A 22,046-nucleotide genomic window follows, 5' to 3' on the forward strand; every position below is an offset into this window, starting at 1 on the left:
TTTTTTCTTTTTTATTTCTTTATTCCTGTATTTCTCACGCTATTCCTCCCCTTTTTATCTCTTTGGCCTATGGTGAGCCATTAATACATCTTTACCGATGAGTGTGGTGAATAGAATTGTTGGAACTAAAGTAGTGAGTAACAGCTCACAGATTATTTTGTGGAAAAGAGAATTTTAAGAATGTCACGTGAGTATTATGGATTGGGTGCTTGTTCATCATGGTGATGAATGACATCACTTGAGTCAAAGTAGTAAGTAACAGCTCACGTATTTTTTAATTAAGTGCAGGTAAGTCAATAAAATCAAATGGGTATAGTGATTTGATAATTATTTATTACTCCAGAGAATGTAATCACTTGAGCCAAAGTAGTAAGTAACAACTCACGTGTTGAAGAGCGCGCGGAGAGATAAGTGATGGCTGTGGGGTAAAAAGAGTTAAGAGAGTTAGGTTAGGCAATCGATAGGTGGCTCTTAGTGGCATTGGCTCTGTGAATGAAAATTCTGGATATAAAGTAGTGAGTAACAACTCGCTCATTTCTTAATTAATCGCAATTAAATCAATTAAATCAATAAAATCAAATGGATATAGTGAGTTGGTGATTATCTATTAATGCAGAGAATGTAATCACTCGAGCCAAAGTAGTAAGTAACAACTCACTTGTTGAGGTGGGACTGTGACTGCCGGTGATGGTCGTGGGGTGACGGGAGCTAGGAGGAGCAATGGAAGAAAAGCGGTTGTATTGGCGCGATGAATGGATGTTTTAGATACAAAGTAGTAAGTAACAACTCACTTGTTGAGGTGGGACCGTGGTTACTGGTGATGGTGGTGGGGTGATGGGAGCTAGGAGGAGCAATGGAAGAAAAGCGGTTATATTGGCGTGACAGATGGATATTTTAAACGCAAAGTAGTGAGTAACAACTTACTGGCACTACAGAATGAATTGAAATAATTGGGATAATGTAGAGATAGATTTTAAAGCTAATTATTGAGTATAAATTATGTAAAAGCCTTCTTATTATTTGTAGATAATAAAAATGAGTAACTCTCAATATAAAATATGGGAAATCAATGAGTTGATTGTTGGATATACTCATTGAGAATAAGTAATAAGTTCTAGTGCTTGAAATTATTTCATTTAACCTTGAAACACTCGACAAGACGAATAACATTAGTTAGATTATTTAGCATTCTAGAAGTCTAAACGTATAAACGGAAAAAGGGGGATGAATGATGCCTATTCGTTTACCAGATGAACTACCGGCAGTTAATTTCTTGAAAGAAGAAAATGTTTTTGTTATGACAACAACAAGAGCTAGCCATCAAGAGATCCGCCCCTTGAAAGTGTTGATACTCAATTTGATGCCAAAAAAGATAGAAACTGAAAATCAGTTTCTTCGTTTACTGTCAAACACACCATTACAGGTTGATATTCAACTATTACGAATTGATCAACGAGAGTCAAAAAATACTCCGACAGAGCACTTGAATACCTTTTATTGTGATTTTGAAGACATACAGGATCAGAATTTTGATGGCTTAATTGTAACGGGTGCTCCGCTAGGACTGGTTGAGTTTGATGACGTACTATACTGGCAGCAAATAGAAAAGGTGATAGCTTGGGCAAAGCAACATGTAACATCAACCCTTTTTGTTTGTTGGGCTGTACAAGCCGCTTTAAAGGTGCTGTATGACTTACCAAAATGGACTAGAGAAGAAAAATTATCTGGTATTTACCAGCATGATACATTAGAACCATATGCTTTGCTGACAAGAGGGTTTGATGGATCATTTTATGCGCCTCACTCTCGTTATGCCGATTTTCCTGAAGATCTTATCCGTCAGCATACGGATCTGGAGATTTTAGCAAGTTCACAGGAGGCAGGTGCTTATTTATTTGGGTCAAAAGACAAGCGCTTAGCATTTGTGACAGGCCATCCAGAATATGATGGAGATACGCTTGCACAAGAATATTGGCGTGACCTAGATGCTGGAATTTCGCCTCAGATCCCATGCAATTACTTCAAAAATGATGATCCCAATAATCCCCCAATGGTGAGTTGGCGTAGCCATGGCCACTTGTTGTTTTCAAATTGGTTGAATTATTATGTGTATCAGATCACACCTTTTGATCTTACTAATATGGAACCAACACTAGATTAAAAAAAGAAATATAAATTTAGTAATGACAATAAAATAAGTGTTTTCACTGGTTATACCAGTTTAAATTAGGCTTATATCGTAGAAACAGGTGTCACAGTTAGTCTGAAAGCAGCTATTTATTAGCTGCTTTTTTTATTTCCAACGAAAAATTTCAAAAGTACAGCTTTCTATAATTAGTTGATTTAACGACTATTTAACATTTTATTTAAAGTAAAGGAATGGATGGTCAATTCATTAATTCTTTAAAAATATATTATTATTAATAAGTTACATGTTTATTTTAATAAAATGGAAATCGTTTTTGATTTATTTTTGTTTTGATCTTATGCTTAATTCATAGTCAACGATGAATGAGGGATTGGTCGATGGAGCAGCAACTACCTGTATCGGAATTAACATTCACAAAGAATATTGAACAGCTAGAAAATCAAGTTTTATCTATTGATTCTATTGTATTTCTTTCTAAGTTAGTTGAAGAGTTTCTTCCTCGTAGAGAGAGATTATTAAAAGATAGGGTGCTCAGACAGCAAAAGATCGATGCTGGCTCTTTGCCTAATTTTATTTCGGAATTTGATTCCATAAAAAAATCGAATTGGAAGATTCAAAGTATCCCAGCAGATTTGCAAGATCGCCGTGTCGAAATTACTGGTCCGGTCGAGCGTAAAATGGTGATTAATGCTTTGAATGCTAATGTGAAAGTATTTATGGCGGATTTTGAGGATTCTCTGTCTCCTTCATGGGAAAAATTGATCGATGGTCAAGTCAACTTAGGGGATGCGATTCGTGGTGATATTTCTTATACCAATGAAAGTGGAAAGGTCTACCAATTAAAATCTAATCCTGCTGTTTTGATTGCTCGTGTTCGTGGCCTTCATTTAGATGAAAAACACGTTTTATCAGGAGAGAAGCCGATCCCTGGTGGCCTATTTGATTTCGCTATTTACTTCTTTAATAACTATCAAGCGTTATTAAAAAAAGGGAGTGGCCCTTATTTTTACATCCCAAAACTTGAATCTTGGGAGGAAGCAAAATGGTGGAGCGATGTCTTTAGTATGGCTGAAGATTTGGTGGGGATACCTCGGGGCACGATCAAAGCAACCGTACTGATTGAAACATTACCCGCAGTATTCCAAATGGATGAAATCTTGTACCACATGCGCCACCATATCGTGGGGCTGAATTGCGGGCGCTGGGACTACATATTTAGTTATATCAAAACTCTGAAGGAGCACGCAGATCGCGTCTTGCCAGACCGCCAAGTTGTCACAATGACACAATCATTTTTAAGTGCTTATTCGCGCTTATTAATTAAAACGTGTCATCGCCGTGGTGCATTTGCGATGGGGGGAATGTCTGCTTTTATACCGAGTAAAGATCCTCAAGAAAATGAAACTATTTTAGCGAAAGTAAAAGCAGACAAAGAGTTAGAAGCGAAAAATGGGCACGATGGCTCTTGGATTGCACATCCGGGCTTAGCGGATACCGTTATGAGCGTGTTTAATCAAGCTCTTGGTGGGCAGCAAAACCAGCTACATGTATCCCGTGATTTCGATGAAGAAATCTCGGCTGACCAGCTATTAGAGCCTTGTGCCGGTGAGCGAACAGAAGCAGGCATGCGAGCTAATATTCGTGTTGCGGTTCAATACATTGAAGCATGGATCTCAGGGAATGGCTGTGTACCCATCTATGGTTTGATGGAAGATGCTGCGACAGCAGAAATTTCACGGACTTCAATTTGGCAGTGGATCCGTCACGGTAAAACATTGTCCACCGGTGAGAAAGTCACTAAGGCTTTATTTGAAGAAATGCTGGATGAGGAATTACAAGTTATTCAAAAAGAACTTGGTGATAAGCGTTTTCAAAGCGGTCGTTTTCGTGAGGCTGCAGAACTGATGAGGCGCATTACAACACAGGATGAACTTATAGAATTCCTAACTATCCCCGGATACCAATTATTAGATTAAGCATAGTAAATAAAAAATTCGATAAACCCTACATATTCTTATAAAGGAAGTGGATCATGACAACATCGCGCTTAGAACAAATTGCCGAATTAGAAAATGAGTGGAAAAAACCACGTTGGAAAGGCATTACTCGCCCATATACAGCCGAAGAAGTGGTGAAATTACGTGGTTCTGTGAATATTGAACACTCTTTAGCGCGCAAAGGTGCAGAGCGTTTTTGGGATCAGTTACATGGTGGTTCAAAGAAAGGCTATGTAAATGCACTGGGCGCTTTAACGGGAGGGCAAGCGCTACAACAAGCGAAAGCAGGTATTGAAGCTATTTATTTATCAGGTTGGCAGGTTGCTGCGGATGCAAATACGTCATCGAGTATGTATCCAGACCAATCACTTTACCCTGTTGATTCAGTGCCATCAGTAGTTAAGAAAATTAATAATACATTTCGTCGTGCAGACCAAATTCAGTGGGCGAATGGTATTGGCCCTGACAACAAAGAGTATATTGATTATTTTTTACCTATTGTCGCAGATGCGGAGGCGGGTTTTGGTGGTGTATTAAATGCCTTCGAACTCATGAAAAATATGATAGAAGCGGGGGCCGCAGCTGTCCATTTTGAAGACCAATTAGCCGCGGTTAAAAAATGCGGTCATATGGGTGGGAAAGTTCTTGTTCCTACTCAAGAAGCGATTCAAAAACTGGTTGCAGCTCGTTTAGCGGCGGATGTTTCAGGTGTACCAACTATTTTGGTTGCTAGAACGGATGCCGATGCAGCAGACCTTTTAACATCTGACTGCGATGATTATGATGCGGCATTTGTTACTGGGGAACGCACCTCTGAAGGTTTTTTCCGTACTAAAGCAGGAATTGAGCAAGCGATTAGCCGCGGGCTCGCTTATGCACCATATGCAGATCTTGTTTGGTGCGAAACGTCAAAACCTGACCTTGAAGCAGCAAGACAGTTCGCTGAGGCTATTCATGCTAAATATCCAGGTAAGCTATTGGCTTATAACTGTTCTCCATCTTTCAATTGGAAAAAGAATTTAGATGACAGCACGATCGCGCGTTTCCAAGACGAACTTTCAGCGATGGGCTATCGCTTCCAGTTCATTACGTTAGCAGGTATTCACAGCATGTGGTTCAACATGTTTGATTTGGCTCACTCTTATGCACAAGGTGAGGGCATGAAACATTATGTTGAAAAAGTTCAAGAATGTGAATTTGCTGCAATGAATAAAGGTTATACCTTCTCTTCACATCAGCAAGAGGTAGGAACTGGCTATTTTGATAAAGTGACAACCGTTATTCAAGGTGGGGCTTCATCAGTAACGGCTTTAACTGGTTCAACTGAAGAAGAGCAATTCTAGTTAGATTATTTTCCTTTCAATCGGTGTTTCTGGTGTCTTTATTGGTTAGCTATATCTGTTAATTTTTCAGGCACGTTTAGTGCCTGTTTTTTATTCAAAGTGAGTCTGTATTCTTATAGGAGTGGTTATGATATTGACGACAGAACAGATAATAGCGCAAACCATTTTACAGGGTTTTGATGCGCAATATGGCCGCTTCCTTGAAATAACCTCAGGCGCACAAGAAAGGTTTGAACAGGCAGATTGGCATGCCATTCAGCATGCGATGAAAAGACGAATTCAATTGTATGACCATCATGTTGGCTTAGTTGTCGCTCAGCTACAGTTTATGGGGTTAGTGCAATCTTTAACCCCTGATAAATTGGCACAAATAAAAAATATTTATAAAACCTTATTACCGGATTACCCAAGGTTTGAAATAGCAGAAAGCTTTTTTAATTCCGTTTATTGTCGGCTATTTCAGCATCGGGAGCTGACACAAGATAACCTATTTATTTTTACGTCTCAGCCTGCGAGGCGCTTTTCTATTTCGCCTAGGCCGTTATCTCGCGAATATGTTGTTAATAATAATTTAGAGGGATTATTGTTTACAATGTTAAGTGGATTACCACTAAGGCTAAAGTGGCGGAATCTGGATTTCGATATTCATTGTATTATCAATGTATTGGAAATAAGATTTCCCGATATTGAAAACCAAAAAGTCAGCTTCCATATCGCAAATGAGCTATTTTATCGTAATAAGGCAGCTTGGTTGGTCGGTAAAATTTATATTAATGATGAGGTTTATCCATTCTTACTCCCTATTCATCATGATGATTGTCAGTACATTTATATCGATACCTGTTTAACTGAGTTTGATGAAGCCAGTATTGTGTTTGGTTTTGCTCGGTCCTATTTTATGGTGTATGCCCCTTTTCCAGCAGCTCTGGTTTTTTGGTTGAGGGAGATTTTACCCAGCAAGTCAATTGCTGAATTATATATGGCAATTGGCTGTCAAAAACATGGAAAAACAGAGTATTACAGAGAGTATCTCGCCTATATTAATTTTTCACGAGAGCAATTTACTGTCGCTCCAGGCGTGAAAGGAATGGTGATGTTAGTCTTTACATCGCCTTCGTTCGACCGTGTTTTTAAAATTATTAAGGACCAATTTGCCCCACAAAAACAGGTGACACGAGAACGGGTTTTAGAATGCTATCGTTTGGTTAAAGAGCACGATAGAGTTGGTCGCATGGCTGACACCCAAGAGTTTGAAAATTTTGTGATTAGCAAATCTGCTATCAGCGATGAACTAATGACGGAGTTATTGAAAGAAGCTCCATCTCAAATTGAAGATTTAGGCGATAACATATTGATTCATCATCTGTATATGGAAAGAAAGATGATCCCATTGAATATCTATATGGATAATGCCACTGATGCGCAATTACATCATTCATTGAATGAATATGGTTTGGCGATTAAGCAATTAGCGGCTGCAAATATTTTCCCCGGAGATATGTTGTTTAAAAATTTTGGCGTAACGCGTCATGGCCGTGTTGTCTTTTATGATTATGATGAAATCTGTTATATGACAGAGGTGAATTTTCGTAAAATTCCTGAGCCATTATACCCTGAGCAAGAGTTATCGAGTGAGCCATGGTATAGCATTGGTGAGCAAGATGTTTTTCCTGAAGAGTTTGCTTCTTTTATTTGCCAAAATGAGAAAATTCGTCATTACTTGCAACAATATCATGCAGATTTATTTTCCGCAGATTATTGGCAAAAGTTACAAAATAGGATTTTGGCGGGGCACGTAGAAGATGTTTATGCTTATCGTGAGGAATTACGTTTTTGTCATAAACTCAATGAGGTTGCATAATTTTAATCGTATTAATTAAAGAGGGACAAAAACGACCCAGCAAGTGACTGAGCCGTTTTTCGGGGCACTATCTTTTGGCGCCTTGTACAGCCTCTTGTGCAAGTTGGGTAATTTTTTCGTAATTACCTGAATTCAGTGCTTCTTCAGGAACGAGCCAAGAACCACCAATGCACAGAACACTATCTAATTCTAAATAGCTAAGGTAATTAGCTAGCGATATTCCACCCGTTGGACAAAATTTGACTTGTGAGAAAGGGCCGGCAATGGCTTTTAACGCTTTAACCCCACCGTTGGCTTCTGCTGGAAAAAATTTAAACGCTTTCAAGCCATATTGCATACCAAGCATAAGTTCAGAAACGGTTGAAATACCTGGAATTAAAGGAATATTTCCTTTAGTGGCGGCATTGAGCAATTCATCCGTCAAGCCGGGGCTGATTGCAAATTGTGCTCCAGCTTCAGTGACTTCAGCAAGTTGTTTTGCATTGATAACAGTGCCTGCGCCAATAATCGCTTCAGGTACTTCTTTCGCAATGAGGCGAATAGCATCAATAGCACATTCAGTGCGTAAAGTGACTTCTAAAACGTTAACACCACCTTTGACTAATGCTTTTGCAAGAGGAACCGCTTGTTCTAATTTTTTAATAACAATAACAGGGACGACAGGGCCTTGTTTTAATACGCTTTCAGCGGTCATTTTCCAATTATTCATTTTCTATTCCTATTCAATGAAAATAGATTAAAAATCAATGCTACAAGCGCCTTCTTCGGCACCTGATAAGTGTCTTCTTAATGCACCGAAAAGTTCCCTTCCACAACCACTACGCTCAGCAGTTAAATCAGCCTCAAAGGGTTGGCGTTTATTGAGTTCTTCTTCTTCAACCAGTAATTGTAGTTCTCCGGTCAATGCATTTACCCTAATAATATCGCCATTTTTTACTTTTGCTAACAGTCCACCATTGTAAGCTTCAGGCGTGACATGAATTGCGGAGGGTACTTTGCCAGACGCTCCAGATAAGCGGCCATCAGTAACGAGTGCGACTTTGTAGCCTTTATCCATAAGTACACCAAGAGGCGGCATTAGCTTATGAAGTTCAGGCATGCCATTTGCAGATGGCCCTTGGAAGCGGACAACGATGATACAATCTTTATTGAGTTCACCTGCTTCAAAGTGTGCGGCAATCTCATTTTGATTGTTAAATACGACTGCTGGAGCCTCAATAATTTGATTTTCTTCAGGAACAGCTGATGTTTTCATCACTGCGCGTCCTAAATTACCAGACAGTAATTTTGTGCCTCCATGAGGAGAGAAAGGGCGGTCTATATCAGCAATAACATCCAGATTGAATGAGGACTCTGGTCCTTCTCGCCATGCAAGTTGGCCATTGTTTAACCAAGGCTCCAAGGTGTAATTTGTTAGACCAAATCCTGCGACGGTATGGACATCGTTGTGCAATAAACCTTTTTGTAATAGCTGGCGGATAAGTAAAGCTACACCACCCGCAGCTTGGAATTGGTTGATATCTGCTTGGCCATTAGGATAGATACGGCAAATGAGTGGAACAATGGTAGAAATATCAGAAAAATCATCCCAATTGATAATGATCCCTGCGGCTCTTGCTATAGCCACAAGATGCATGGTTAAGTTAGTTGAGCCTCCCGTCGCGAGTAATGCGACGATACCGTTAACAATCACTTTTTCGTCAACCAGTTGACCAATAGGTAAATACTGGCCTGACTGCTCAGTTAAACGTGTAATTTGTCGTGCGGCGGCTTCTGTTAATGCATCTCGTAGTGGAGAATCGGGCGGTACAAATGACGCACCGGGTAGATGTAACCCCATCACTTCCATCATCATTTGATTTGAGTTAGCCGTACCATAGAAAGTACAGGTACCTATCCCATGGTAAGACGCAGCCTCAGCCTCTAATAAAGCGAGTCTATCAACCTTGCCTTCAGCATACAGCTGGCGAATGCGAACTTTTTCTTTATTTGGTAAACCCGTAGCCATTGGGCCTGCTGGAACAAATATTGCGGGAAGGTGGCCGAATGAAAGTGCACCAAGCATTAAACCAGGAACAATTTTGTCGCAAATGCCTAAATAGAGTGCGCCATCAAACATATTGTGGGATAGACCAATGGCGGTTGACATGGCAATGACATCTCGACTTAACATCGATAACTCCATCCCATCTTGACCTTGGGTTACACCATCGCACATTGCGGGAACACCTGCAGCGACTTGGCCAATCGAGCCGGATTCTAATAATGCTTTTTTGAGTTGTTCTGGATACTTATCGTATGGACGATGTGCTGAAAGCATATCATTGTAGGAATTGATGATAGCAATATCAGAGCGAGTCATGCTTTTAAGAATTTGTTTTTCTTCGCTTTGACAGGCTGCAAAACCATGGGCAAGGTTACCACAAGCTAATGATGCTCGATGAACAGTCATACTACGAGCCTGCTCTATTTTCTTGAGGTAAGCGGCTCGAGTTTTCACGGAACGAGAAATGATACGTTGAGTGATGCGATCAAGTTCTTTATTGATCACCGAAGGATTTGTCACTTTAGAGGTGGTCATGCTCATGATAATTGCTCCATAGCGCAGTAAAATGATGAATCAAACTGCAAGTCAATTTGGGGTGTACCTATCGTTATTTGCTCGAGTACTATAGCATCAATGTTACCGGTAACATTGTTCAATGAAAATGGAGGCGTTGCAATATGGAAAATGAATATTCGAAGCTATCTGTGATCTGAATCAAATTTATATTATGGTATGGACAGGGTAGAAAATAGACAAATAAGCATGCTATAGTGGCTTTATTGATTATTTTATCATCAAATTCAATTAGATAATTACAGAAGGTTAGGTCGTATCAATGAGAAGAGCGCAAGAATGTTAAGGCTAGCTATAGCGGCATGTATATTGCTATTGGCAAATTTTGTAAGGGCTGAAGTGATTTTAGTTTCGGGCTCATATAAAGTCTTAAATGAAGTTTTTAATGAGCAAGCAGCAATGCAATTACATAATGCGTCACAAGCAGACAAAATTGATGCAATGACTCAACGTTTTTTAACGACGCCTTATAATAAGCAAACATTGAATATGAGCCCGTTATCAGCCGAAGAATTAGTCATTAATTTGAAAGAAATGGACTGTATGACATTTATAGAGTACACCGAAGCTTTTAAGCGTTCTAAAAACTATGAACAGTTTGTTTTAAATTTAATCAATATTCGTTATATCAGTCAAAATATTACATTTAAACATCGTCGGCATTTTTTTTCTGATTGGGCACAAGAGCCTGAAGCGATTGTGGTCGATATTACCAATGAAATAAGTTCACATGCAGTTAAGGTAAATAAACGACTTAATTTTAAAAACCATAATCAGATGTATATATCGGGATTGCCGGTTAAAAATAGGTTAATAACCTATATTCCAACAGAATATGTAGATGATGACTTGGTGTTGAGGTTGAATGCAGGGGATTATATTGGTATTTATTCAAAGGATAATGGGTTAGATGTCAGCCATGTGGGGGTTGTAATACGTAGGGGGAACAAGACAATATTTAGAAATGCTTCTTCACTACGTGGAAATCTTCAGGTCATTGATATTGAATTGAGTGATTATTTAAAAGGAAAGTCTGGTATTGTTGTTTTTAGACCTAAATCAGATAATTAGTCTATTTATTTTTGATATAAAAAATAAGTAAACTCAAGTTTATGTATGTATAAAATCAATACATAAAATAAAATCAATACATGCAATAAAATAGTTTAATAATGAAAATTATACAATTGTTTTTATTGGTTGCTAATCATTGCTAGTTACATTTAAAATGTAAAAATATATTAAAATATCGATTTGATCAAAAAAAATATATATAAATATTATTTTATACCAAAAAGAGAAAAACTTTTATAAAGCAATGGATTACTTTGTAAATATGACTGGGGTCTCTTTTTTTTGTATATAAAGATGATGTTTACCTATTGTTCTTGCCATCTTTGATTGTTCATAACTATTTTAAAAGGTGATAATTAATTTTATAATGAGTAATACTAGCTAAATTATTTGTCTTATTTAAATTTAGGAGATGGTTATGCATATCGCTAAAAATAAAAATGTTTATGCATTATTAGGTAATCATTTACGTAAGGCTAGAGTAAGTAAAGGATTATCAGGGAATGAGTTAGGCGAAATTATTCATTTGAGTCAACAGCAAGTATCACGATATGAGTTAGGTATTAATAAGTTGAGTTTAGATAAACTGATTGAAATTGTGATTTTTTTAGACATCGATATTAATGAAATTACTAGAATTATTGCTAAGCAGGTTGAATATGAAAAAATGAGTTAGTGGTAAACAAAGTAAAATGCTTTTTATTTTCTATTTATGAAATTATTATAAATAATTTATTTTCTTTAAAGGTTTTTAGTATAAGAATGGGGTGTCACTTATACGTATAGGGAACTAGATGATTAATTTTTCAGAACGCTAGAAAAATAAATTTTATGGTAAGTATTTAAAATTGAAAATAATTTGGAATTAAATTATAGAAATAAGAATAATCAATTTCATGTTTTTTTATTTTTAAAGTGAATTTATTAGTGTTCATAATGACAAGTTTTCTGGAGTTTATCTCTGTTTCTTCCAATGTTTCCTACCATTTTAGGTAAGGAGACCGTTCTAGTAAATATTAAAGCCTTTTTTGTTTCTAATATGAGCTAAAAAGGTTTTAACATGATGTATTTAAAGATTTATTTTATTGTCTCTTATCTATATTCTTATGAATAAAAGGCGTCGCAGTGCTGTTGATGCATGAAAATTGATAGTATTGCTGACGACACAATGCTTAAATAAAGCTTAATGAATAATAGATGAAGGTTATGGTTCGATGTTCAAGTATATAGGGATATTATTTGCCTTTTTGCTATTAGGCTGTTCGGCTTCGAACAACGGTTACTATCTTGATAACCGTTACCCATCAAAAAATAGTAGTCAACGTATTCAATATATCATTATTCACTATACAGTCTCTGATGATGCGCATTCTATAACTCTGCTAACACAAGGCAAAGTGAGTTCCCATTACCTTGTTCCGAGTGTACCTGAAACTAAAAATGGTCTGCCTGTTGTGTTACAGCTCGTTCCTGAATCGTTAAAATCATGGCATGCAGGTGAAAGCTATTGGCGACAGCATAATGGTCTGAATGATACTTCTATTGGAATTGAAATCGTCAATGCAGGATTGCAAAAGGATGTAAAAGGAAAACTGCATTGGGCCCCTTATAATGAAGCGCAAATTGTTGCCTTGATCCCTCTCGTCAAAGATATTATGCAGCGGTATAACATTCCCCCAGAGAATATTATTGGCCACAGTGATATTGCTCCACTGCGCAAGCAAGATCCGGGTAAGGCATTTCCATGGCAACGTCTTGCTCAAAATGGAATAGGGGCTTGGCCAGACCCTAACACAGTGACTAAATTTCTAGCGGGGCGTAATGCCAATGAGCCTGCAAACGTGCTACGCGTTCAAAAAGCGCTTAATTATTATGGTTATTCAACAATTCCGTTATCAGGTAAGTTAGATCCACAGACGAAAAAAATATTACGTGCTTTCCAATTGCATTTCCGCCCGCGGGATATTGAAGGACAAGCGGATGCTGAAACAGAGGCTATCGCATTGGCACTCATTGAAAAGTATCGTGATATGCAAAAATTTAAGTTATTTGAGAAGACCTCGCAGTTGCCTAATGTTTCGACAAATCAGCAAGGCGACTAGCAGGAAGTGAAAATGCTCTATTAGGTTGATTCAAAGTGAAATACAAGTTGTTTCGTATTTCACTTTTACTGTTTGGTTAGCGGTTTGCGCCATATTCATGGCTTATTTCTTTTGCAGCTTTGATAACCATGGCGCCTAATTCAGTAATGCGGTCATCGGTGATACGAGATAATGGGCCTGAAATAGAAATGGCTGCAAAAGCGTCTTTGTGCTCATCATAAATACAAGCTCCAATACAGCGTAACCCTAAAGCATGCTCTTCGTCATCATAAGAAAAGCCTTGTTTTTTAGCCTGTTGTAAATTCTCTTTTAAGGCTGATGGGTTAGTTAATGTATAAGGCGTATAAGCATGTAAACCTTTACGGCTTAAAAGTGGAACTAGTTTATCTTCCGGTAAGTTAGCAATGAATGCTTTACCTGCCCCCGAGGCGTGTAATGGCAGTTTTCCACCGATCGGTGCTGACATTCTCATTAGCGCATTACATTGTACTTGGTCAACAATAACGGCATCGTACTCGGTATGGTCTAGGATCGCTAAGTTGACGGTTTCCCCTGATTCATCCATTAAGCGGCGCAGTATCGGGTGAACAAGGGCTAATAAATTGCGACTTTCTAAGAAGCTACTACCAATGATAAAAGCATGAGAAGCAATAACCCATAGGCCTAAATCACCCGTTTGACGAACAAAACCATGTTGTTCTAATGTCATTAATAGGCGGTGTGTTGTTGAGTTTGGTAAGCCAGCTTGCATCGCAAGGTCTGTGAGGGCGATCCCCCCTGTTGATTCGGAAATATATTCCAACAGTGTTAAGCCACGACTTAATGACTGTACTTGTCCTGCTGCAGCTGCGCCACTCGCCGGCCCTTTTGCTTTTTTAAGTTTCTTAGTAATTGGTGCCGTTGCCATTAAGTCTCTCCTGACTGTCATTTTGCTTCTATTATGAACTATTTCACCTGAAAATACTCATCGGATCAGTGAAAAGTGTGCTCTTGTGCAACCTTGAAAAACTCTCATCATAACAGCGAATTTTCGCATGAGAAGTTGTGATAGGATGTTAAAAGTAAAAATTTGACTTATTTCTCAGTGTTCCATTTCAGGAGGGCAGTGCAGTGTCCGCAAAAGTTAATCAATTAGAACAAGAATTAAAAAAACGTATATTGGTATTAGATGGTGCAATGGGAACAATGATCCAACAACATAAGTTGTCGGAAGCCCAGTTTCGCGGTGAACGATTCGCGGATTGGCCGAGTGATCTAAAGGGAAATAACGACCTATTAGTCTTAACTCAACCAGATATCATTCGTGATATTCATTCTCAATATTTTGAAGCTGGGGCGGATATTGTTGAAACCAATACCTTTAACTCAACATCCATTGCGATGGCTGATTATAAAATGGAATCGATTTCCGCTGAAATTAACGAAGTTGCTGCGCGCCTTGCCCGTGAGTGTGCCGACGAGTGGACACGTAGAACCCCTGAAAAGCCGCGTTATGTCGCTGGCGTATTAGGCCCGACAAACCGTACCGCGTCTATTTCTCCTGATGTAAATGATCCGGCTTATCGCAATATTACCTTTGATCAACTCGTTGAAGCTTATCGCGAATCTACACGATCCTTAGTGAAAGGCGGTGTGGATCTGATCATGATCGAAACAATTTTTGACACATTGAATGCGAAAGCCGCGATCTTTGCGGTAGAAACCGAACTGGAAGCTTTGGGTGTTTCTCTGCCAATTATGATCTCGGGTACGATCACGGATGCCTCTGGCCGTACATTATCAGGACAAACAACAGAAGCATTTTATAACTCATTGCGCCATGCGCAGCCGATATCATTTGGCTTGAACTGTGCATTAGGCCCTGATGAACTTCGTCAGTACATTTCTGAATTATCAAGGATTGCTGAATGTTATGTTAGCGCGCACCCTAATGCGGGGCTACCAAATGCGTTTGGAGAGTATGACCTTGATGCACAAAATATGGCTGAACAAATTCATGAATGGGCAACCGCAGGGTTCTTGAATATTGTTGGTGGATGTTGTGGAACGACGCCATTACATATCAAAAAAATGGCAGAAGCAGTAAAAGGCATCACGCCACGTCAATTACCGTCACTCCCTGTTGAATGCCGCTTATCCGGTTTAGAACCACTAAATATTGGCGAAAAATCATTATTTGTGAACGTTGGGGAAAGAACCAACGTGACTGGTTCGGCAAAATTTAAGCGGCTGATTAAAGAAGAAAATTACCAAGAAGCCTTAGATGTAGCGCGTCAGCAAGTTGAAAATGGTGCACAAATCATCGACATCAATATGGATGAAGGAATGCTGGACTCCCATGCAGCGATGGTACGTTTCTTGAATCTAATTGCTGGCGAGCCAGATATTGCACGCGTGCCGATTATGATTGACTCCTCAAAATGGGAAGTGATCGAGGCGGGGCTTAAGTGTATACAAGGTAAGGGGATAGTTAACTCAATCTCAATGAAAGAGGGGGTTGAGGCGTTTATTGAGCACGCTAAATTATTGCGTAAATATGGTGCTGCCGTGGTCGTCATGGCATTTGATGAAGTTGGCCAAGCAGATACACGTGAGCGGAAAATTGAAATTTGCCGCCGTGCTTATCAGATCCTTACCGAAGAGGTGGGCTTCCCACCTGAAGATATCATTTTTGACCCGAATATTTTTGCCGTAGCCACCGGAATCGAAGAGCATAATAACTATGCAGTTGATTTTATTGAAGTCTGTAAGGATATCAAGGCTCAGTTACCTCATGCGATGATTTCTGGTGGGGTTTCCAACGTCTCCTTTTCATTTAGAGGGAACGACCCTGTCCGTGAAGCAATTCATGCTGTTTTCTTGTATTACGCCATTCGTAATGGAATGGATATGGGGATCGTTAATGCAGGGCAGCTTGCCATCTATGATGATTTACCCGCGGAATTAAAAGATGCTGTTGAAGATGTGATTTTAAACCGCCGTGATGACAGCACAGAACGCTTACTTGAGCTGGCGGAAAAATACCGTGGAGCAGGGGCTGGAGAGCAACAAGTTCAACAAGCAGAATGGCGTAGTTGGGAAGTGGAAAAGCGCCTTGAGTATGCACTAGTGAAAGGGATTACCGAATTTATCATTGAAGATACGGAAGAAACTCGCCAACGTGCTTCCAGCCCAATCGAAGTGATTGAAGGCCCTTTAATGAACGGTATGAATGTGGTTGGTGACCTATTTGGGGAAGGCAAAATGTTCTTACCTCAAGTGGTGAAATCTGCTCGGGTGATGAAACAAGCTGTAGCCTATTTAGAACCCTATATTCAAGAGCTTAAGCAATCAGGTAGTAGTGCAGGAAAAATCTTGCTTGCTACCGTAAAAGGCGATGTTCATGATATTGGTAAAAATATTGTTGGGGTTGTATTGCAATGTAATAACTATGAAATCATTGACTTAGGTGTGATGGTTCCGTGTGAAACTATTCTAAAAACAGCACGTGAAGAGAACGTTGATATCATTGGTTTGTCTGGGTTGATCACGCCATCGCTTGATGAAATGGTGCATGTGGCAAAAGAGATGGAAAGACAAGGGTTTACCTTGCCATTATTGATAGGTGGAGCAACAACATCAAAGGCACATACCGCTGTAAAAATTGAGCAAAACTATAGTGGGCCAACGACTTATGTGCAAAATGCTTCACGCACCGTGGGAGTGGTGGCTGCATTATTATCAGAAACACAAAAAGCAGATTTTGTGGCGCGCACTCGTCGTGAATATGAAACCGTTCGTCAGCAACATGGCCGTAGAAGGCCAAAAACCCCTCCTGTAGCACTGGATGTGGCGCGAGCGAATGCCGTGAAGATTGATTGGCAAAATTACCAACCTCCGGTACCAAAATTCCTTGGTATTCAAGAAGTCACAGCACCTATTTCAACCTTGAGAGGCTATATAGACTGGACGCCATTTTTTATGACATGGTCTTTAGCAGGTAAATATCCGCGAATTTTAGAAGATGAAGTGGTGGGTTCTGAAGCTCGTAAGCTATTGAAAGACGCTAATAATATGTTAGATAAGCTAGATAAAGACGGCTTATTAACACCAAAAGGTATTTTTGGCTTATTCCCTGCAAACCGGGTTGGGGATGATGTGGAAATTTATACCGATGAGTCGCGAAACCAGGTGCAAGTGATGGGGCTGAATTTACGCCAACAAACCTTAAAAACGGAATTTCCAAACTATTGTTTATCTGACTTTGTCGCGCCAAAGGATAGCGGTAAAGCTGACTATATTGGGGCTTTCGCTGTGACTGGGGGCTTAGAAGAAGATGCGCTTGCTGATGAATATGAACAACAGCATGATGATTATAATAAAATCATGGTTAAAGCGCTGGCGGATAGACTAGCGGAAGCGTTTGCTGAATATCTACACCAACAAGTCCGTATGCGTTATTGGGGTTATGCGGCTGATGAAAACTTGAGTAATGAAGAGCTTATTCGTGAAAATTACCAAGGAACCCGTCCTGCACCGGGGTACCCGGCTTGCCCTGAGCATACAGAAAAGGCAAAAATTTGGCAGTTACTTGATGTGGAAGCAAAAATTGGTATGCAGCTCACCAGTTCTTATGCGATGTGGCCAGGCGCCTCAGTGTCAGGCTGGTATTTTAGTCATCCAGAAAGTAAATATTTTGCGGTAGCTCAGCTACAAAAAGACCAAATTGAGGATTACGCAAAACGCAAAGGGATGTCAGTGACAGAGTTAGAACGTTGGTTAGCGCCAAACTTAGCTTATGATCCTGAAGATTAAAACAAGATCAATATATTGATTTTTCATGTATTCGGCACCATCTTATAGGTAATACATTAGAGGGGTCCAATGATGAGCTATGAATTTATTATTGAAGAAGAACTGCCACGCTCGGCAGTTTTTCCTTATCAGATCCAAAACAGCGCGGCGCCTGAAACCTTTATGATGAGTGAAGATGCGGTGAGTGCCATGATGAGTGTGTTACAAATCATGGACAAGCTTGATACCGATGATTCACTGGGTGAGCACTGTTTTAATCAGATTTGGTTAAGAAGTGAGCTAACGCCTGCGAGAGCAGAAGAGATTTATCTGTTTTTAGAAGAAAATTTAGCGGTGGAACCTATCCCTTCAGAGGAGGAAATCACGGCTTTTCATCAAGCCCAACTCGATGAAAATAAGCTGTTATCCCAAGAAAGCCCTAAAGACGGTATGGTACCCGTGCATAAATTTTCGACCAATGATGGTTGGCTGGTGACTACGAAAGAGTGTGAATGGATTGCCGAAGTCTTTTCACCAGAGCTGGTGAGCGAAAACCACTTTGTGGTTTCTCAGATCTCTGAGCTGTGTAAGATTAGCTATCGCACATTGGAAGCCCTGCTAATTGAGTGGGGTAAATTTAATTTATTTGCCAGCAAACACGGTGGTTACCGCGTTAATTAAGAACTGTAGCTTATTAAGGAGACAAAAGTTTCAGCAAGAAACTGGCGTCTCCTCCGTTTTCTGAATAATTCCTTTGTAATTCTACTTTTTCAGCCAACATCCCTTATGAATTTTTTATTGGAATGATATGTTAATGACATAACGCCAATAAATGGGTCATGGTGATGAAATTACGTTCTTTTCTGTTAGTTCTCTATGTTAGCGGTATTTCCCTTGCGCAAGCTGGCAATATCGTTGAAGCGCCTTCGACGAAAAATAAACCGGATACGCTACAGGCACAGCCTAAAAGTACGCCTATGCCTGATGAGTTCAAAGCCAAATTAAAGCTAGCGAATGCTGGTGATGAAGAGGCGATGGTAGATGTTGGGCTTGCTTATATGGATGGGACTGAATTTCTAGCGGTCAATGAGAAAGAGGCTTACCGCTGGTTTAAAAAAGTGGCTGACCGAGATAATACGGATGGAGACTATTATTTAGGGATGTTGCTGCAAAATCAGGAAAAATACCAACAAGCGGAAAAGTGGTATCGCCGAGGTGCCGAAAAAGGCGATGCTTATTGCCAATATGCGATGGGTTACTTATATGAACATGGTATTGGTGTTGAGCAAAATTTAAAGCAAGCGAAAGCATGGTATGCAGAAGCCGCAGAGCAAGAACACGCTAACGCACAGTTTGCCATGGGGCTATTTTACCATGATGGTTTAGGTGGTGGTATTGACTACCAAAAGGCGCGTGAGTGGTATGAAAGAAGTGCGGGCAATAATATTGCAGCCGCAGTGAATAACTTAGCAGTGATGTATGAAAATGGTGAAGGCGTAGAACTGGATGATGAAATGGCGATTTACTTATATCGCCAAGCCGCCAATATGGGCTCTGCAACAGCGCAAGTAAATATGGGGGATTTTTATCAAGAAGGCCATAGCGCAATAGAAAAAAATAGCTACCAAGCAATGTACTGGTATAAACGCGCGGCGCAACAGAACAATATTGCGGCTCAATTGGCGATTGCGAAAGCCTATGAACAAGGCAATGGCGTTGGCAAAGACCTTGCTGAAGCCTTTATCTGGTATGAACGTGCTGCACAAAATGAATCCCAAGATGCAGGAATGAAGGTAGCTGAATTCTATGAAAAAGGGTTAGGTGGGGTTAAAAAAGACCCCAAAAAGGCTGTTGAGTGGTATATATCACTTGCCAACAATGATGGTAAAGAGGCTCAAATTAAGTTAGCAGAACTGTATGTGTCTGGAGAGCTGAAAAATGTTGATGTGAATGACATTTTGAGTTGGTTGCTGATTGCTCAAGAAAATAGCATTGAGGCTCAAAACCAGTTAGCTATCTTTTATTTAACGGGAACAGGTGTGGCGAAAAACACACACAGAGCACGGCAATTGCTGGAAAAAGCGGCATTTAAAAAGAATAGCGATGCTCAAAATAACCTTGCGGTGATGTATGCACGAGGCGAGGGCGGTGAAAAAAATATTTTCCGTTCGGTAATGTGGTTTGAACGAGCGGTAGAACTCGGTAATGAAACTGCAAAAGGGAACTTGGCGCTTTTAAAACAGAATAACGGTGTGACGGGCAAGATGCTGCAATACACCAGCAATGTTACACAACCCAGCAAACAGGCTGGAGGGGATTAACTGCATAATATAGAAGGCGATCGTGACGATCGCCTTCTGGTATTTTGATCAAACTTCCACACTATTCAAATAAATTACTGTGCAAGGTGCGAACAATCTCTTCAGCATCATTTCCGGGGACCAATAAACAAATATTGTGGCTACTTGCGCCATAGCTGATCATGCGAATATTGAATGACTCAAGTGCGCCAAAAATTTGCCTTCCTAGGCCATTCACTTGCGATAGCTCATTACCAATGATTGCGACGAGCGCTAAATCCTCTTCCACTTCGACACGACATAATGCGGATAACTCAGTCATTAGCGCATTGGTGAGTAAACTACCGTTAGTTCCTGTTGAGCCTGTTGTGTCTAAGGTTAGTGCCACACTGACTTCTGAAGTGGTAATTAAATCCACTGAAATATTGTGGCGCAGTAAAATGGTGAAAATTTCCGCTAAGAAACCGCGTGCGTGCAGCATTTTTAGGCTGTGCAAGGTGAGTAGCGTTTGTTTACGGCGCAGTGCTAATGCCCTAAATTGCGGCGGATTAGTGGTTTTATCACACACAATGGTGCCGCCAGCTTCGGGCGCTTTACTTGAACCAACAAAAACAGGGATCCCTGCGCGCACTGCAGGAAGGAGTGTCGCAGGATGCAAAATTTTTGCGCCAAAGGTCGCCATTTCAGCCGCTTCATCGAAAGCAATTTCATCAATGCGTTGGGCACTCGGTACGACGCGAGGGTCAGTGGTGTAAATTCCAGGAACATCAGTCCAAATATCGACACGTGATAAATTAAGAACCTCGGCTAACAGGGCAGCGGTGTAGTCACTTCCACCACGACCAAGAGTTGTTGTACGGCCTTTTTCATCACGGCCAATAAACCCTTGGGTGATCACAACTGACTCGGCAAGGCGTGGCATGAGTTGCTGCTCTGATAATGCTTTTAGCTGAGCAAGTTCTGGTTCAGCACGGCCAAAGCTATCATTGGTTCTCATTACTTTGCGTACATCAAACCATTGGGAGTTAGCGTTGCGTTGGCGCAGTACTTCAACAAATAGCAAGGTTGACATTAATTCGCCGTGACTCACCATTTCATCCGTTAATGCGTCAGAAGTGGCTAAAGCAGCCGAATCAGCTAAATGAGCAATATTATCGAGTAAGCGATTGATTTCTTCACGAATAACATCAGCAGTTTGTAGGTTATCAATAATTGCGTATTGAATATCCTTCACTTTTTTCAGCAGTTCATTGCGTTTATCTGCGTCGCAGCCTTCGGCCAGTTCGATTAATAAATTGGTAATGCCAGCAGAAGCTGAAAGTACCACAACTCGTACATTTGGGTTGGAAAGTACGATATTGGCGCTGTTATTCATTGCTTCAAAGTTAGCGACGCTGGTACCGCCAAATTTGGCGATAACATACGGATGGTTGTCTGCTGAAGACGCTGCGATATTCATGGTGTCAATCCCTTTGGTTAAACCTAATCTTTATATAGATTTATCGGGTAAATAGGATGGCGTCAATCAGGAATCGAAGGAAATCAGTAATTCTAATGATAGGTAATTTATTATCGCTTTTCTCAATGTACCCGTCATACTCGTCATACTTCAAGCTGCATGGGTGTTGACTGCGCTCAGATAACCGAATCACATACTTTTGTATGCTCATCGGTCTATCTTCGCTTGTCGCCTACATGCAACTTGAATTATTTAGAGTATATACTCGCCATACTTCAAGCTGTATGGGTGTTGATTAGCGTTCAGCTAGCTGAATCACATACTTTTGTATGCTCATTGGTCTAGAAAGTGCGTATTTCAATAAAAGG

14 protein-coding genes are annotated in these 22,046 nt (G+C 40.1%); 10 read left to right on the forward strand and 4 right to left on the reverse strand.

The features are described from left to right. The first annotated feature begins 1,231 nt into the window (after positions 1-1,231). The 4 genes from metA (at position 1,232) to aceK (ending at position 7,350) form a co-directional block, all read left to right on the forward strand. The gene (metA, locus tag PR809_RS17580; protein ID WP_102140242.1) at positions 1,232-2,161 is read left to right on the forward strand and encodes a homoserine O-acetyltransferase MetA; all 930 of its coding nucleotides are present in this window, start codon (positions 1,232-1,234) and stop codon (positions 2,159-2,161) included. Between the two features lie 365 nt (positions 2,162-2,526). Next, positions 2,527-4,125 carry a malate synthase A gene (gene aceB, locus PR809_RS17585; protein ID WP_206277035.1) on the forward strand — a complete coding sequence of 533 codons (1,599 nt, stop codon included), beginning with the start codon at positions 2,527-2,529 and terminating at the stop codon, positions 4,123-4,125. Between the two features lie 56 nt (positions 4,126-4,181). Next, positions 4,182-5,489: an isocitrate lyase gene (gene aceA / locus PR809_RS17590; protein ID WP_102140209.1), complete on the forward strand. Its 1,308-nt coding sequence runs from the start codon at positions 4,182-4,184 to the stop codon at positions 5,487-5,489. Between the two features lie 127 nt (positions 5,490-5,616). After that, the gene (aceK, locus tag PR809_RS17595) at positions 5,617-7,350 is read left to right on the forward strand and encodes a bifunctional isocitrate dehydrogenase kinase/phosphatase (protein ID WP_206277034.1); all 1,734 of its coding nucleotides are present in this window, start codon (positions 5,617-5,619) and stop codon (positions 7,348-7,350) included. 67 nt (positions 7,351-7,417) lie between these two features. On the opposite strand, the gene PR809_RS17600 is transcribed toward aceK, so the two are convergent. Then, positions 7,418-8,059: a bifunctional 4-hydroxy-2-oxoglutarate aldolase/2-dehydro-3-deoxy-phosphogluconate aldolase gene (locus tag PR809_RS17600; RefSeq protein WP_102140211.1), complete on the reverse strand. Its 642-nt coding sequence runs from the start codon at positions 8,057-8,059 to the stop codon at positions 7,418-7,420. A 27-nt stretch (positions 8,060-8,086) separates the two neighbouring features. Next, complete coding sequence (gene edd / locus PR809_RS17605) at positions 8,087-9,931, reverse strand: phosphogluconate dehydratase (RefSeq protein ID WP_422121528.1); 1,845 nt, start codon at positions 9,929-9,931, stop codon at positions 8,087-8,089. A gap of 318 nt (positions 9,932-10,249) precedes the next feature. On the opposite strand from edd, the gene PR809_RS17610 reads away from it, so the two are divergent. The 3 genes from PR809_RS17610 to PR809_RS17620 all read left to right on the forward strand — a co-directional run bounded on the left by PR809_RS17610 (position 10,250) and on the right by PR809_RS17620 (position 13,146). After that, positions 10,250-11,041 carry an N-acetylmuramoyl-L-alanine amidase-like domain-containing protein gene (locus PR809_RS17610; protein ID WP_102140212.1) on the forward strand — a complete coding sequence of 264 codons (792 nt, stop codon included), beginning with the start codon at positions 10,250-10,252 and terminating at the stop codon, positions 11,039-11,041. 421 nt (positions 11,042-11,462) lie between these two features. Beyond that, the gene (locus tag PR809_RS17615; protein ID WP_229597511.1) at positions 11,463-11,720 is read left to right on the forward strand and encodes a helix-turn-helix domain-containing protein; all 258 of its coding nucleotides are present in this window, start codon (positions 11,463-11,465) and stop codon (positions 11,718-11,720) included. 538 nt (positions 11,721-12,258) lie between these two features. Then, positions 12,259-13,146, forward strand: a complete 888-nt coding sequence (locus tag PR809_RS17620) for an N-acetylmuramoyl-L-alanine amidase (RefSeq protein WP_102140213.1) — start codon at positions 12,259-12,261, stop codon at positions 13,144-13,146. A 76-nt stretch (positions 13,147-13,222) separates the two neighbouring features. Here the strand turns inward: PR809_RS17620 and iclR are convergent, their stop codons facing one another. After that, positions 13,223-14,053 carry a glyoxylate bypass operon transcriptional repressor IclR gene (gene iclR / locus PR809_RS17625; RefSeq protein ID WP_206276779.1) on the reverse strand — a complete coding sequence of 277 codons (831 nt, stop codon included), beginning with the start codon at positions 14,051-14,053 and terminating at the stop codon, positions 13,223-13,225. 203 nt (positions 14,054-14,256) lie between these two features. On the opposite strand from iclR, the gene metH reads away from it, so the two are divergent. The 3 genes from metH (at position 14,257) to PR809_RS17640 (ending at position 20,240) form a co-directional block, all read left to right on the forward strand. Next, on the forward strand, positions 14,257-17,940 hold the full coding sequence (gene metH / locus PR809_RS17630; RefSeq protein WP_206276778.1) for a methionine synthase: 3,684 nt from the start codon (positions 14,257-14,259) through the stop codon (positions 17,938-17,940). A gap of 69 nt (positions 17,941-18,009) precedes the next feature. Next, on the forward strand, positions 18,010-18,600 hold the full coding sequence (locus PR809_RS17635; protein ID WP_181490022.1) for a hypothetical protein: 591 nt from the start codon (positions 18,010-18,012) through the stop codon (positions 18,598-18,600). Positions 18,601-18,764: 164 nt separating this feature from the next. Beyond that, on the forward strand, positions 18,765-20,240 hold the full coding sequence (locus PR809_RS17640; RefSeq protein ID WP_241098751.1) for an SEL1-like repeat protein: 1,476 nt from the start codon (positions 18,765-18,767) through the stop codon (positions 20,238-20,240). Between the two features lie 61 nt (positions 20,241-20,301). On the opposite strand, the gene lysC is transcribed toward PR809_RS17640, so the two are convergent. Beyond that, positions 20,302-21,678 (reverse strand): lysine-sensitive aspartokinase 3, encoded by a 1,377-nt coding sequence (gene lysC / locus PR809_RS17645; protein ID WP_195698111.1) that lies wholly within the window; start codon positions 21,676-21,678, stop codon positions 20,302-20,304. Positions 21,679-22,046: the final 368 nt, after the last annotated feature.

Origin of the sequence: Providencia sp. PROV201, assembly GCF_028479545.1 — a bacterium.
Taxonomy (GTDB): domain Bacteria; phylum Pseudomonadota; class Gammaproteobacteria; order Enterobacterales; family Enterobacteriaceae; genus Providencia; species Providencia huaxiensis.

Excerpts from the sequence above, each read along its gene's own strand:
- PR809_RS17600 (WP_102140211.1), bottom strand. The coding sequence starts at position 8,059 with ATGAATAATTGGAAAATGACCGCTGAAAGCGTATTAAAACAAGGCCCT.
- PR809_RS17635 (WP_181490022.1), top strand. The coding sequence starts at position 18,010 with ATGATGAGCTATGAATTTATTATTGAAGAAGAACTGCCACGCTCGGCA.
- aceK (WP_206277034.1), top strand. The coding sequence starts at position 5,617 with ATGATATTGACGACAGAACAGATAATAGCGCAAACCATTTTACAGGGT.
- lysC (WP_195698111.1), bottom strand. The coding sequence starts at position 21,678 with ATGAATATCGCAGCGTCTTCAGCAGACAACCATCCGTATGTTATCGCC.
- edd (WP_422121528.1), bottom strand. The coding sequence starts at position 9,931 with ATGACCACCTCTAAAGTGACAAATCCTTCGGTGATCAATAAAGAACTT.
- PR809_RS17615 (WP_229597511.1), top strand. The coding sequence starts at position 11,463 with ATGCATATCGCTAAAAATAAAAATGTTTATGCATTATTAGGTAATCAT.
- PR809_RS17620 (WP_102140213.1), top strand. The coding sequence starts at position 12,259 with ATGTTCAAGTATATAGGGATATTATTTGCCTTTTTGCTATTAGGCTGT.
- aceA (WP_102140209.1), top strand. The coding sequence starts at position 4,182 with ATGACAACATCGCGCTTAGAACAAATTGCCGAATTAGAAAATGAGTGG.
- PR809_RS17640 (WP_241098751.1), top strand. The coding sequence starts at position 18,765 with ATGAAATTACGTTCTTTTCTGTTAGTTCTCTATGTTAGCGGTATTTCC.
- PR809_RS17610 (WP_102140212.1), top strand. The coding sequence starts at position 10,250 with ATGTTAAGGCTAGCTATAGCGGCATGTATATTGCTATTGGCAAATTTT.
- aceB (WP_206277035.1), top strand. The coding sequence starts at position 2,527 with ATGGAGCAGCAACTACCTGTATCGGAATTAACATTCACAAAGAATATT.
- metA (WP_102140242.1), top strand. The coding sequence starts at position 1,232 with ATGCCTATTCGTTTACCAGATGAACTACCGGCAGTTAATTTCTTGAAA.
- iclR (WP_206276779.1), bottom strand. The coding sequence starts at position 14,053 with ATGGCAACGGCACCAATTACTAAGAAACTTAAAAAAGCAAAAGGGCCG.